Origin of the sequence: Pseudomonas quasicaspiana (assembly GCF_021147825.1) — a bacterium.
GTDB lineage: Bacteria > Pseudomonadota > Gammaproteobacteria > Pseudomonadales > Pseudomonadaceae > Aquipseudomonas > Aquipseudomonas quasicaspiana.
The window spans coordinates 88,019-100,781 of sequence record NZ_JAGTPI010000009.1; the positions used below are offsets into that span (position 1 = coordinate 88,019).

Annotated in this window: 12 protein-coding genes and 1 pseudogene; 4 read left to right on the forward strand and 9 right to left on the reverse strand. The window is 55.0% G+C overall.

Going from position 1 to position 12,763, the window contains the following annotated elements; translation table 11 throughout:
- Positions 1–69: 69 nt before the first annotated feature.
- Positions 70–660, forward strand: a complete 591-nt coding sequence (locus KDX30_RS08635; protein WP_231675533.1) for a TetR/AcrR family transcriptional regulator — start codon at positions 70–72, stop codon at positions 658–660.
- 150 nt (positions 661–810) lie between these two features.
- Here the strand turns inward: KDX30_RS08635 and KDX30_RS08640 are convergent, their stop codons facing one another.
- Both KDX30_RS08640 and sfnG read right to left on the reverse strand, forming a co-directional pair.
- Positions 811–1,872, reverse strand: coding sequence for an SDR family oxidoreductase (locus KDX30_RS08640; RefSeq protein ID WP_231675534.1), 1,062 nt, complete (start codon positions 1,870–1,872; stop codon positions 811–813).
- Between the two features lie 722 nt (positions 1,873–2,594).
- Positions 2,595–3,695, reverse strand: coding sequence for a dimethylsulfone monooxygenase SfnG (gene sfnG, locus KDX30_RS08645; RefSeq protein ID WP_231675535.1), 1,101 nt, complete (start codon positions 3,693–3,695; stop codon positions 2,595–2,597).
- A 238-nt stretch (positions 3,696–3,933) separates the two neighbouring features.
- On the opposite strand from sfnG, the pseudogene KDX30_RS08650 reads away from it, so the two are divergent.
- Positions 3,934–4,065 (forward strand): annotated as a pseudogene (locus tag KDX30_RS08650) (monooxygenase); the annotation flags it as partial.
- Between the two features lie 6 nt (positions 4,066–4,071).
- Here KDX30_RS08650 and KDX30_RS08655 read toward each other — a convergent pair.
- The 5 genes from KDX30_RS08655 to KDX30_RS08675 all read right to left on the reverse strand — a co-directional run bounded on the left by KDX30_RS08655 (position 4,072) and on the right by KDX30_RS08675 (position 9,864).
- A complete protein-coding gene (locus KDX30_RS08655; protein WP_231675536.1) occupies positions 4,072–4,476 on the reverse strand; it encodes a DUF2251 domain-containing protein in 405 nt (134 codons plus the stop codon).
- A 182-nt stretch (positions 4,477–4,658) separates the two neighbouring features.
- Positions 4,659–6,644, reverse strand: a complete 1,986-nt coding sequence (locus KDX30_RS08660; RefSeq protein ID WP_231675537.1) for a glycoside hydrolase family 3 protein — start codon at positions 6,642–6,644, stop codon at positions 4,659–4,661.
- 545 nt (positions 6,645–7,189) lie between these two features.
- Positions 7,190–8,593 carry an MFS transporter gene (locus KDX30_RS08665; RefSeq protein WP_231666686.1) on the reverse strand — a complete coding sequence of 468 codons (1,404 nt, stop codon included), beginning with the start codon at positions 8,591–8,593 and terminating at the stop codon, positions 7,190–7,192.
- A gap of 108 nt (positions 8,594–8,701) precedes the next feature.
- Complete coding sequence (locus tag KDX30_RS08670; RefSeq protein ID WP_161628588.1) at positions 8,702–8,863, reverse strand: hypothetical protein; 162 nt, start codon at positions 8,861–8,863, stop codon at positions 8,702–8,704.
- 251 nt (positions 8,864–9,114) lie between these two features.
- Positions 9,115–9,864, reverse strand: a complete 750-nt coding sequence (locus tag KDX30_RS08675; RefSeq protein WP_027900375.1) for an SDR family NAD(P)-dependent oxidoreductase — start codon at positions 9,862–9,864, stop codon at positions 9,115–9,117.
- 121 nt (positions 9,865–9,985) lie between these two features.
- On the opposite strand from KDX30_RS08675, the gene KDX30_RS08680 reads away from it, so the two are divergent.
- Together KDX30_RS08680 and KDX30_RS08685 are read left to right on the forward strand one after the other, a co-directional pair.
- Positions 9,986–10,360, forward strand: coding sequence for a winged helix-turn-helix transcriptional regulator (locus KDX30_RS08680; protein ID WP_231675538.1), 375 nt, complete (start codon positions 9,986–9,988; stop codon positions 10,358–10,360).
- Positions 10,361–10,613: 253 nt separating this feature from the next.
- The gene (locus KDX30_RS08685; protein ID WP_319946082.1) at positions 10,614–10,907 is read left to right on the forward strand and encodes a hypothetical protein; all 294 of its coding nucleotides are present in this window, start codon (positions 10,614–10,616) and stop codon (positions 10,905–10,907) included.
- 24 nt (positions 10,908–10,931) lie between these two features.
- On the opposite strand, the gene argE is transcribed toward KDX30_RS08685, so the two are convergent.
- A complete protein-coding gene (gene argE, locus KDX30_RS08690) occupies positions 10,932–12,086 on the reverse strand; it encodes an acetylornithine deacetylase (RefSeq protein WP_231675540.1) in 1,155 nt (384 codons plus the stop codon).
- Entirely contained in the window at positions 12,083–12,760 is a 678-nt protein-coding gene (locus KDX30_RS08695) for a DUF1028 domain-containing protein (protein WP_231675541.1), read from the reverse strand. The genes argE and KDX30_RS08695 overlap by 4 nt, the downstream gene beginning before the upstream one ends.
- Positions 12,761–12,763 lie beyond the last annotated feature (3 nt).

Below are 12,763 nucleotides of genomic sequence, written 5' to 3' on the forward strand. Positions count from 1 at the left end.
AGTTGTCCGCATTGGCAAAATTACCGGACAACTGTCCGCTTGGCAATCCAGTTGAGGAAAATCTTGTTCATGACTGACGAGTTGGTGATGCGTTCTGACGCCAGGAAAAACCGGGAACGTATTTTGGCGGTCGCGGTAGAAGAGCTGACAATCGATCCTGCTATTCCGTTAAGCACGATTGCGAAGAAGGCAGGGGTAGGGCAGGGTACGTTCTATCGCCACTTTCCTACCAGGGAGAAGTTGGTATTCGAGGTCTATCAATTCGAAATGCAGCAGGTGGCATCCTTGGCGGAAGAGCTACTCGCGGCAAAACCACCCAAGGAAGCCCTCCGAGAGTGGATGGACTGTCTCGCTGAATATGCAATGACAAAGGCCGGTCTCGCTGCTGCGATTCAACAAGCTGCGTCTGTTTACGAGTTTCCCGGGAAGTCTGGATATGCTCCGGTCCAGACAGCCGCCGAACTGCTTTTGAGGGCAAATGAAAAGGCCGGATCAATTCGTAGCGGGATTACTAATGATGACTTTTTTTTAGCCATCGCCGGAATATGGCAAATGGATGCCCAGAGCGACTGGCGCCCTCGTCTCGCCAGATTGATGAACCTGGTAATGGATGGTCTATGCGCCGGCAGCCCCGAAAGCCTGAAACAAGACAACGCCTAGGCGAACCTGTCTCTCAGACTATTAGTTAGAGGCGGATGATGACTGGGAGAAAGTATGAGTAGAGCCACGACAGCCTGGAAAAGCTGCCGCGGTTGGTCTGCGTTTTAGTGGTACGCGTCGGCCACGCCAATGGATATGCGTTGGACCGCCTTAGGGTATCAAGCGCATCTCGCGTAGTTTGTCGAAGACGTCGAAAAACGCTTGATCACTGGCTTGGTGGGCAGTGAAGCCCAATGCACGGCTTTTCGACATGTCAGTGACAACTTCGATGGGGCGACCGAGGTCTGCATCGGTATGCCATGGGGATATCAGGCGACCAATATCGGATTCTTTCAGGCCATGCTCCGCGACTATCTGCGTCCATACGGCCTGGTCTTCAGCCATTTGCTCCTCAAGGGGAGAAAGTGAAGCGGGATAATCGGCAGCAGACAAACCGAAGTACTCGGCGATCCTGCTCCACATCCATTTCCAGCGGAACACATCGCCATTAGTGATGTTGAATGCCTGATTGGCCGCAGCCGGTGTAGTGGCCGCCCAAAGCTGTTGTTTCGCCAACTGCCGTGCGTCCGTCATATCGGTGAGGCTGTCCCACTGAACTCTTGATCCGGGAAACACAAAAGGGCGATTGGTTTTTTTGCAAATCGACGCATAGACGGCGAGGGTGGTTGCCATGTTCATCGCGTTGCCCACGGCAACCCCTGTGACGGTGTGCGGGCGATGAACGCTCCAGGTGAAGCCGTCCTTCTCAGCAGCGGCGAAGAGTTCGTCTTCCTGGGCATAGTAGAAGTTTTCGACATCCAGCCGACCCTGTTCCTCGCGGAACGGTGTTTGCGGAAGGCTACCTTTACCATACGCTTCGAATGGGCCGAGGTAGTGTTTCAGCCCGGTAACCAATGCTACGTGCTCAACGCTCCTGGCCGGGCGAATCGCAGCGAGTACGTTACGTACCATGGCGGCATTAACGCGAATGTTCTCGGCTTCCGTGGCTTGCCGTGACCATGTGGTAATGAACACGTGGGTTGGCTTCAAATCCGCCAGCGCTTTTTCCAGCGAAGCAGGATCCTGAAGATCTGCCGCGACAGGGATCACGCCTTGCACTTGCGACGGGCTCCTCGATAGCGCGGCGACCTGCCAGTTGTTGTCAATCAGTAACTGCGTGATGGCGCTGCCGACGATGCCGCTGGCGCCCACAACCAATGCTGTCTGGGTCATAAGTTTCTCCTGGATTTAGGTTTGGGAGTCCTCTAAGCAATAGAGGTTCAACCTAAACCGGATTCGCATTGGCGGTAAAGGTTTGACAAGTAGCCCTTACGAATCCACGTGGCCTGATCATAAACGCGGCATCTGAAGCCAAGGGTAAGAGGTGTCGTGGATGAGCTCGGGCTGAAAAGAAGCCTGAGCTTATCGATAGCAGTCCTGTCCATCGGGAAGTGATTTCGAGGATGAGTTGGGCGAGCAATGAGGACTCGATCGGGCGGCGCAGGTTTGGGAAGCAGAGATGAGAAATGTTGAGGTACGGGTGGCGAGGTTGCTGAGGTTAGTGGACTCAGACAACCTCATGACATATCTAACATAATACCCTATTTAACATAATATACATTATGCGTACCCACGTGTTTACCCTTGGGGGTCGTTGCTGGACAGATTTAGAGCCTACTAGCGGCGTCTCCTGCTTTCAGCTTGGCGATGCTTGCCACTGCATGCCTGAGCTAGAAGCTTCGCGCTTGCGGCTCGGTCACGTTTCCTTTGAGCTTTATCAAAGCTCCAGATAATCAGTGCTATTTCTCCGTCAACTGGTGAGACAAGTTTGTCGGGCGGCATTCAGATCATGACAACACTCGTTGGAGCTACCTGGATAGAGATCGCAAAACGTGAACATCTGTGGCGCCACCAACAGCTGCCGTAAATCTCAAAGTCCACGGCAGCCGGCAGCATCACGCGGGCACGCTTGCAACCTGTTCCTGCCTGGAAGCTTCCAGTTCGCGGACCAACGGCAACACGCGCTCGCCGAAGTAAGCGACTTCCTCCTGGAAATGCAGGAATGCCGACAGCACCAAATCCACACCCACTGACTTCAGCTCCACGATGCGCTCGGCTATCTGCTGCGGCGTACCGATCAGGTTGGTCTTGAAACCGTCGTTGTATTGCACCAGGTCCTGAAAGGTCGATTTGGCCCAGTTACCCTCACCTTCGGGGCTGGCCTTGCCGGCCTGTCTGGCTGCATCACCAAACGCATTGACCGCTTCCGGGTCAGCCTTGTCGATAATCTCGGCCAATACCGCGCGCGCCTCTTCTTCGGTGTCCCGCGCAATGATGAAAGCATTGACGCCGACCTTCACTGAATGCCCGTTTTGCGCCGCCTTGGCACGGATGTCATCGACCTGAGGCCTGATTCCTTCCACGGTATTACCGTTGGTGAAATACCAGTCGGAGACCCGCGCTGCCATGTCCCGCGCGGCCCGTGAACTGCCGCCCTGAAAGATTTCCGGATGAGGCTGCTGGATAGGCTTGGGCTTGAGGTTGTAATCATGAAAGCGATAGAAATCGCCCCTGAAGGTGAAGTTGTCAGTGGTCCAGATGCCCTTGAGGGCGCGAATGAATTCCTCGGAGCGGCGATAGCGCTCGTCGTGCTCCAGCCAGTGCTCGCCAATAGCCGTGAACTCACCCTTGAACCACCCGCTGACAATGTTAACTGCCACCCGACCGGCCGTGAGCTGATCGATGGTCGCCAGTTGCTTGGCGGCCAGCACAGGATTCCACGGCCCTGGCAAGATCGCTGCAATGACCTTCAGCTTTTCAGTGGCAGCCAGCAGCGCATGGCTGAAAGCGACTGACTCATGCTGGAACTCGGCACCATAACCTGCAGTGAAGCGGATCTGGGTCAAGGCGTACTCGAAACCGGATTGCTCGGCAATTTTCGCCAGTTTACGGTTGTAATCGATGGTCCAGTTGGTGCGCTGTTCGATTTTGCTGACGACCAGGCCGCCGCTGACATTGGGCACCCAGTAGGCAAATTTGATGGGCTGCTGACTCATGGAGAACTCCTCGGTTGGAAACCCCGAACGTCATTGCATCCGGGATCGACTTTCTTCACCGGAGCAGCAAACGTGCCATTGCCATAAGTCAATCCAGATCAAGCACTTACGTATAACTCAAAAAACATCGTGCTGTACTGTTTGCTGACAAGCTGTTGAGCAACTGTCTGCCAGGCAACAGATGCATTTCGGGCCTCCCGAAAAGGTCTATTGAAATCAATACACAGCCGCAAACCCACTGTCCCCTGGAACCGATTACGAAACCCTGGCCAAGAGCTTTCGGCCGATTTTTCGTGAGATAAGCGCGGGTAACGTGGGGCGCGAGATAGCCCGCACCCTGCCCTATGAGCCGATTGCCTGGCTAAGTGAGATTTTCTTAAGCAAACAGATCAAGGACGCTCTCATCCCATTCATGCCCGCTCTCGGACCAGCCATTGCCCGTCTGCGGTGGAAAGCCTGATCTGCAGTATCCCTGCCTGGCAGCGAAATCAAACACTGCATGGGGATAATCATTAATCAGGAGTACCGCCTTGCTGTGATCGATCGACCAGCCGATTTTGACAACCGATGGCTTGTCGCGGTCAGAAACATCAGCGACGTTGTATATATGCATCGCATCGCGAATCGGGTTATCGGCAGCCGAAGTATCCAGTGCATAGAAATAACCTGTGTCACCGTCATCTTCAAAAACCACGACGAAAGAGCCATCTGCTGCGGGAGCTTCCAGCACCAGAGCCTGGCCGACTTTGAGTTCATTTTCAGCAGCTAGATAAATTGGCATCCTGGCAATCCCCGACCTTTTTGGCTATTAAATGCTGTAGGTTACAGACAACCGCAGCATAAATTAATTGCCATATCCGCGAATCAACCGGCTTATGGCCCACAGCTTCGCACCAGAAGCCATAGACCGTCAGCCGGTTTTCCCTCACACGAACACAGCCCACATTGTCACAGCGCAACTGCTTAATACTTCAAACCGAAATGCACAGGATACAAAGGTAATTTGCTGTCGGCGGCCTTGCCTGATTGCTGTGCCTCGACAGATGCCATTGACGACGGTAACTCGAATGGCAGCCTGCCTTCTGGCGAGTGCTTGCCGGTCAATACATCAAGCAGTGCTTGGTCGCTCACTCCAAAGTTTGCAACGAGCGCCTGGCTGGCTTTTGCGACGTTACTCAGGATGGCTGGTCGGTCCAGGTAAACTGTCGTGATGACCGGCACTTTCGCACTGATCTTCAACAACTCTTTGTACTCGGCGTTATCCTGTTTGAAGTCCAGATCGCCTTCGTGCAACCCCGATCCAAACGCATAGGTCGCATGGGTCTCGAACGGCGCGCTCATGCGTACCAGCGCCACATCGGCGTCTTCCGGAGCGGATACCACGGTCAAGCCGTGCTGCTGAGCCTGAGTATTCGAAACTCCGACCAGATAGACCTTGGCGCCAGGCTTGAGCGGAAGCACGTTTTGCTTGTTCTGCAGCATGACCAACGAACGACGTTGTGCCTCTAGTCCTTCTTCCTTGAATTGCGGATTGCCGACAATACGCTCGGCTTCTGCGGCGTCCGCATAAGGCGTTTCGAACAGGCCCAGCTGGAATTTCTGCAGTAGCAATCGCGTTACTGACTCGTCTATCCGGGCCAGGGTAAGAGCGCCCTCCTTCACGGCCTCAATGAGAGGCTCGGTATTGAATGTGCCGCCAAACTGGTCAACACCCGCGTCCACCGCCTTGACGAAACGTTGTTTTTCAGTCAGCCCCTCAACGCCCCATGGCATTCCGTATTTGGGATATGCCTTGTTTGGATCTTCACCTGGCTTACTCCCGGTCAGGCATTCGTCTGTGCAGCTGTTGGTGATCAGCCAATCGGTGAGGATGATGCCTTTGAAACCGTATTCGTTACGCAGCAACTCGGTGAGCATTTGCTTGCTGAAACTTGCCCCGACACGCTCCAAAGGCTTGCCATTGACGTCAACCCCGTCAGGCGGCACGCCGTAGGTAGGAATAATCTCGGCAGCGTTGACAGCAAATGCCGCCTTGAACGGGCTCAATTGCGTCTTGAAGTCCTCAGCGCTGTAGGCCAGATCTCGGCCATAGGCGTTCATTGCATCAAAGCCTTTGTTTGCCGCGCCATAACCAGCCCAGTGCTTGACGGTTGCCGCGACGCCATCCGATTGCAACCCCTGGGTTCCGTGCTGGAAGCCGACGATGTAAGCCGCGGTCATCTTGCTGACCAGGTCGACGTCCTCACCAAAGGTGCCGTTGATACGTGACCAGCGTGGCTCCGTGGCCAGGTCTGCCTGTGGCGACAGCGCAATCTGAATGCCCATGGCACGGTATTCCTGACGTGCAATGTCGCCGAATCGTTGCACCAGTTTTTCGTCGCCTGTCGCAGCAAGCCCTAGTGTCTCTGGCCACTGGGAAAAGCTACCGGAGCTTACGCTCGCGCCCAGGGTGTACTGGAAGTGATTGCGCGGATCGGTACTGAAGCTGATGGGAATTCCAAGGCGGGTTTTCTCTGCCAGGCCCTGCAACTGGTTGTAGCTGTTGACCATCTCCACCGGGGTGATGCTGAGACGCGAGATGAAATGGTTGATGTGCTTGTCAGCAATCAGGGGTGACAGCTTTGCAAGGTTGTAACCGGCGTCGGTACCTGTCGCTACGTAGGGAGCCGTGCTGTGCATCATCAGACCGATCTTTTCTTCCACAGTCATGCGCTGCACCAGGTCCCTGGTACGTACTTCGGGTGCCAGGCGCCAGTCTTCATAAGCGTCCAGCTGACCATTGTGATCAAGGTCTTTGAAGGTCTGGCCGTCGTTATGTAGCAGCGGACTGGAAACAGTCTTGAGTGCGGGCTGGTTGACGTGTGGCGCAGTCGTAGTGCTGTTGCTGCAGGCGCTTATACAGCAAGAAGCAACAACGATCGCAGCTGTTTCGGAGATAGATTTTTTCATGTAAGTGACCGTTTTTGGGCGTTAGATATCAGAGCGCACCAGCGATAGCGCTGCCACTGGAGACACTCGGCGGACGATCTACAAACGCGAATTCGGAATTCAATTGCAGTGTATGCACTATTTATTTTCGATGGGAAGACCCTGATGGAATATTTCCTGACATTTCATAAGCCCGATTATTTCTTCGTATATACAAGGTAAATCACCGTAAATCTGAATAAGCAACATGGCTCGCACTTTGCTAAAACCGCCCCGATTTTGACAAAGCACTTCCCGCATAAAGCGTATACGCTAATAAACTGCACCACTAAACAGCGCATTGCTCCAAGGAGGTGCATACGTTGGGAGCTTATTCAGGAGAAACAGACATGGCTGTCAAAGAGGAGGATTTAACTCGAATCGTCGGTCGACGTTATTGCTGCTGACAGAAGCTGGTTACATACCATCAGTGCGCGTTGCGGGAAAGCCACGCGCACTGATGGTTTAGGCATTGATAAAGAGCTGAGTCGAGGCTCGCCAAAATGTAAACTTACCCTGCGCGCTGCTTACAGATCCGTAATTTCCTTATGCCGCGGCACCAATGCCTTCATCACGCACCACGCCACCAGGTATGCAAGCGCACAGATGGAAAACATGATCATGTAGCCGGTGTGGATATCGTTGATGGTTTTGTAGTAATCAAAAACCCATCCACCGATCTTGGTCATGACGACGCCGCCTAATCCGCCCGCCATGCCACCGATACCGACCACCGACGCAATGGATTTCTGAGGAAACATGTCGGATACCGTTGTGAAGATATTGCACGACCAGGCCTGATGCGCCGATGCCCCGATACCGATGAGCAACACGGGTATCCAGAAGCTGATATAGCCCAGCGGCTGAGCGAGTAACACGAGCAACGGGAAAAGCGCGATCACGAACATGGCTTTCATGCGGCCGTCGTACGGCTTGTCGCCGCGGGACATGAAATAGCTTGGGAACCACCCTCCTCCAATACTGCCCACCATGGTCATGCTGTAGAGCACGGCCAGCGGCATTACAATTGCCTGGCCCTTCATGCCGTACTGTGCGCCGAGATAAGTCGGCAACCAGAACAGGAAGAACCACCACACGCCATCAGTCATGAACTTGCCGAACGCAAACGCCCAGGTCTGGCGGTAGGTCAGCAATTTGAACCACGATACTTTCTTGCCTCCTGCGACCGAGGCGTCGGTAGTGTTTACCGATACAGCCTCATCGGCGCGTATATACGCCAATTCTTCCGGCGTGAGCCGAGTCTGATTCTCCGGTTTTTCATACAGGAAAATCCACGCGCCGAGCCAGATGAAACCCAGCATCCCAATCACGATGAATGCTGATTCCCAGCCCCAGGCGGCAGCGATCAGTGGAACAGAAATCGGTGCCAGAATTGCGCCCACATTGGCACCCGAGTTAAAAATCCCCGTTGCGAAGGAACGCTCTTTTTTCGGGAAGTATTCAGCTGTGGCCTTGATCGCAATAGGGAAGTTACCCGACTCGCCGATTGCCAGTACTGCGCGTGCCAGCATGAACCCTGCGATGGATACCGGAATAACTGCGAAGCCTAGCGCACTGGATATTGAGGCGATTCCCTCTCCCAGCGGTACTGCAAAGGCATGCATGACTGCACCCGTCGACCACACCCCAATGGCGACCATGAAGGCAGCCTTGGTGCCGATCTTGTCGACGAAACGACCCGCGAAAAGCATGGAAATCGCATAAACGAACTGAAAGACCGAGGCGATGTTGGCGTAGTCGGTATTGCTCCAGCCGAATTGGGTTGAGAGGCTTGGAGCCAACAGGCTAAGTACCTGCCGATCCAGGTAATTGACCGTGGTCGCAAAGAACAGCAGTGCACAGATCGTCCACCGATATTTGCCTATGGCGTGGCTAACGCTTTGCACGTGGACCGCTTCATTAACGTTCATAGCATCACTTTATTATTGGATTATGCGGATGGTTCTCTCGACAACATTTCGAGAGCGCAGGTGTACGCCCTCCACGCCCGATGGCTGGAGTCGAATGTAAAGCTGGAGTTATCGGGTGTTCGGAAAGTTGAGCAGCGACGGGCTTGATTGCGCCTGCAGGTGCGCACTAAAACCTGAGCCGGCAACGACGGCAATCAGCGAGATATTCAAGCGATCTGGATTCATGATGGACGACACTCTGTTTTTATTTTTAGCTTTGGCCGACGACATTCGTCTGTCGTCGTACAACATCTGCTTTATATCGAGGGTGGCACCTCGATGTCAATCCGAAACATTCAGAAATGTATTTTTTTATCGAGTGCATGACCATCGGTACATCGCGCATACAGCGAGACTCGAAAAGCACACTGCGCACGGGGAATTATCTGGCTGGTTGACACAAAAACCCTGGATCGTCAGTCAGCGCCGCATTGACTCGCAAAGCCAACATCCAGCCAGATTCGACTGCCCTCCTCTTCACCTCAAACCTGTGCAAATCCACCATCAACAAACATCTCGCTTCCCGTCATGAAGCTGCTTTCGTCCGACGCCAGGAACAAGGCCGCTGCCGCAACGTCTTCGGGCTGCCCGATACGGCCCACCGGCAACTGGGCAACCATGCCGTCAACAATGGCCTCTGCCTGGCCAGTGGGTGCAAGGGCCAGGTCGAGCCCTGGGGTGGAAATCGGCCCCGGCGAAATGACGTTGACGCGAATGCCCGTACCTTTCAGGTCCAGCGCCCAGCTTCTGGCGAAATTACGTAGCGCAGCTTTGGTCGCGCTGTAAACGCTGAATGCCGGTGTGCCCATGGTCCCTGTTGTCGAACCGGTGAGGATGACCGAACCGCCTGTGCTCATCAGTGGCAGCGCCTTCTGCACAGTGAACAGCGTCCCTTTGACGTTAATGCCAAAAGTGCGATCGAAGGATTCTTCGGTGATCGCCCCGAGCGGCTGGAAATCGCCCAGCCCGGCGTTTGCGAACAGCACGTCAATCCGGCCTTTGGTGGCTTTGACCTCGGCGTAAACGCGGTCCAGGTCGTCCAGACTCGAAATGTCAGCCTGGATCGCTATCGCGTCATGCCCAATCTGTTGCAATGCGGCGTTCAATTGCTCTTGCCGACGACCGACGATGATGACCTGCGCACCCTCTGCCGCAAAGCGTATGGCGCTGGCCAGGCCGATGCCGCTATTTCCGCCAGTGATGACTGCGATCTTTCCGTTGAGCCTGCTCATGTTGATGTCCTCGAAATATGAGGCACAACTGTAGATCCGCGCTATCAACTTGAATAGTATGCACCTTTTAGTAAGTACCTTTTAGTCAGCATCCTTGAGCAAAGGACGGAGCGGCCCGATCATGGCAGACAACACCTTTAAATGTGGGCTCGAAGCAGCGCTGACGGTGCTTGGCGGCAAATGGAAGCCACTGATTCTCTATAACCTGACGCGCAATGTTCACCGGTATGGCGAACTGAAACGTGCGATTGGCGGTGTGACCGACAAGGTATTGATCCAGCAACTGAAGGAACTGGAGCGCGATGAAATCGTTTCGCGCATGGATTTTCAGGAAATACCGCCAAAGGTTGAGTATTCCCTGACACCTTTCGGACAGTCCCTGGCGACAGCGCTGGGTGCGCTATGCGTGTGGGGTACAGAGCATATGGAGACCGTGGAGCGCATCAGCGAGCGGCGTGCATCCGCGCTTGCTCAGCCTCTTAGCCCTATCCACTGATATCTGCGCTTTCTTGGGATGCTTTTCTGCAGGAGCTGACGAGCACCGCGATGGCGCTCTGCCTGATACACCGCTTTCGCAGCCTCGCGGTGTTCGTGCGCTCCTACAGGTCCATGTGTGCCGTACAGCTTCAGTGTCCATCAAAAACACTGCAGCCCTGCCCCTCAATGCCGATAACGCTTCAATAACACGCCTGCCTAGGGCCACGCATAACGGGTCCTGCACTTCCCGATTTACCTGACTTCAAGGAAGAATCATGAAACGCCTAGTCGCGCTTTTTTTATTCATCTGCCCAAGCCTCCCAGCTTTTGCGGTCGATCCAGTGATGCTGCCCATGGTCGTACAGATGCAGAAAACGGCAAATGCCGCCATGTGCGAGTCTTACAAAGGCAGCACGTCACCGATTGGCATCGCCATGAACAAGCAGTGCCGAAGCCGGGAGAAAGCCGAATTTGAGGGTATTCAGGATGCGAAACCTTTGAAGGACTGCATAAAACCCGGGAACGTTATTGATGATGACGTACGCAAATGTATGAAAGGCCTGTGAGATGAAGTACTGGGCCCGATTACTTCAGCGGACCCTGACAAACGCCAACACCTGCCCCAGCATCCGGTCACATGCACCAAGTTGCTCGACGCTGATGAACTCATCCGGTTTGTGCCCTTGCGCCATGCTGCCGGGGCCGCAGACTACGGCCGGGATCCCTGACTGATCGAACAATCCGCCCTCAGTGCCAAAAGCCACCGTGCCGAATGATCGTGAGCCGCAAAACTCCGCGATCAACTCTGCGGCCTGGCTTTGCATCGAGATATCCAGTCCCGGGTAACTCGACAGCTCCGTAAGGCGAATATCGCTCTGCCCGCTGACAGCCCGCATGGCAGGCAGCAACTCATTTTGTGCGTAAGCGTGCAATGCAGAGATGACGTGGCGCGGGTCTTCTACCGGAAGCGAGCGCACTTCAAAGTCAAAGCGACAATGTTCAGGAACAATGTTTAACGCTACGCCACCGCCGATTACCCCAATCTGTACGGTCGAGAACGGCGGATCAAAGCGTGCGTCCTGCCGTTCTTCGGCCTGCAACGCTTTCCCGAGCCTTCCCAGCTCGTTGATCAACTGCGCAGCGTACTCAACGGCGTTGACGCCACTGGGCGCGTGAGCCGAATGGCAAGCCAGGCCGTGCACATCACAACGCATGGCTACTTTGCCTTTGTGCCCGAGCACCGGTTTCAGCTCCGTGGGCTCACCGATCACACAGAGCAACGGTTTAACCGGCTTTGAACCCAGCACTTCCAGCAGTGAGCGGACGCCCAGACAGCCAACTTCCTCATCGTAGGAAAGCGCAATGTGCACCGGCATACGCAATGTGTTCCGGGTCAACTCCGGAACCAGCGCCATGACACAGGCTATGTAGCCTTTCATGTCGGCAGTACCACGGCCGTATAACCTCCCCTCCTTTTCACTCAGCTCAAACGGCGGAAAAGTCCAGGCCTGGCCGTCTACCGGGACTACATCCGTATGGCCAGACAGGACGATGCCGGGCACTTCAGCCGGGCCGATCGTCGCGAAGAGATTGGCCTTGGTCTTTTGCGCGTTGTAGATCAGCTCGCAGGAAACCCCATGGCCATCGAGGTATTCACGCACAAATTCGATCAGCGACAGATTCGACTCGCGGCTGGTCGTGTCGAACGCAACCAGACGAGCCAACAGCTCGCGGCTGGCGCTCATCGGTCATCTCCCGGTACGCCATAGCCTGGCGCTCCGGCGGGGTTTAGCGCACGGTCGAGATAATCCTGCATCTGTGGCTGATAGGCTTGCCACAAGCCATCCAGCACGTTGATCGGGTTGTGCTCAGCCCAATCCACTCGTAAATCAACAATCGGCCAAGGCAGATCGGCCACCACTTTCAGTGCTGCCGAATGCACAGGCCCGGCTTCTCCGCCCGCCGCCTGGCCTGCATGCATGGCTTGCAGCAAACGCTCGGCGAGGTGCCCTGAAGCCAACTCAAAAGCCTTGACCATCGCGCTGATCACTTCGGGGTTAGCTAGCATGTTGCCGGCCGCGACGCACTGTTCCCCGCTGACGGCATTGTGTATCCCAAGCGTTTTACTGCCGCTGAAATGCGCGACGCGTCCAAGGTGATCAATCGCAGTGATCTGCCTGTACTCACTGAACGTTTGAACCGCCCACAGCTGCTCAAACGCCTGTGCGGGTGAGGCGCCCTGCTCTATCAGGTCCAGACCTTGCGGCCCCAAGGCTGGCAGCGTGATGTTTTGCGAAGACACCGCCCCCACTCCAGCTCGCAGCCAGGGGCAACGGGCACCCACGGCAATGCTTGACGAGCTGATGGCGATGCCCAACTGACCGGTTTTGGCGCAACGTGCAGCAATGGAAAATGTCATGAC

Excerpts from the sequence above, each read along its gene's own strand:
- KDX30_RS08655 (WP_231675536.1), bottom strand. The coding sequence starts at position 4,476 with ATGCCAATTTATCTAGCTGCTGAAAATGAACTCAAAGTCGGCCAGGCT.
- KDX30_RS08675 (WP_027900375.1), bottom strand. The coding sequence starts at position 9,864 with ATGAGCAGGCTCAACGGAAAGATCGCAGTCATCACTGGCGGAAATAGC.
- KDX30_RS08680 (WP_231675538.1), top strand. The coding sequence starts at position 9,986 with ATGGCAGACAACACCTTTAAATGTGGGCTCGAAGCAGCGCTGACGGTG.
- KDX30_RS08640 (WP_231675534.1), bottom strand. The coding sequence starts at position 1,872 with ATGACCCAGACAGCATTGGTTGTGGGCGCCAGCGGCATCGTCGGCAGC.
- sfnG (WP_231675535.1), bottom strand. The coding sequence starts at position 3,695 with ATGAGTCAGCAGCCCATCAAATTTGCCTACTGGGTGCCCAATGTCAGC.
- argE (WP_231675540.1), bottom strand. The coding sequence starts at position 12,086 with ATGAGCGCCAGCCGCGAGCTGTTGGCTCGTCTGGTTGCGTTCGACACG.
- KDX30_RS08695 (WP_231675541.1), bottom strand. The coding sequence starts at position 12,760 with ATGACATTTTCCATTGCTGCACGTTGCGCCAAAACCGGTCAGTTGGGC.
- KDX30_RS08635 (WP_231675533.1), top strand. The coding sequence starts at position 70 with ATGACTGACGAGTTGGTGATGCGTTCTGACGCCAGGAAAAACCGGGAA.
- KDX30_RS08660 (WP_231675537.1), bottom strand. The coding sequence starts at position 6,644 with ATGAAAAAATCTATCTCCGAAACAGCTGCGATCGTTGTTGCTTCTTGC.
- KDX30_RS08670 (WP_161628588.1), bottom strand. The coding sequence starts at position 8,863 with ATGTCGTCGGCCAAAGCTAAAAATAAAAACAGAGTGTCGTCCATCATG.
- KDX30_RS08665 (WP_231666686.1), bottom strand. The coding sequence starts at position 8,593 with ATGAACGTTAATGAAGCGGTCCACGTGCAAAGCGTTAGCCACGCCATA.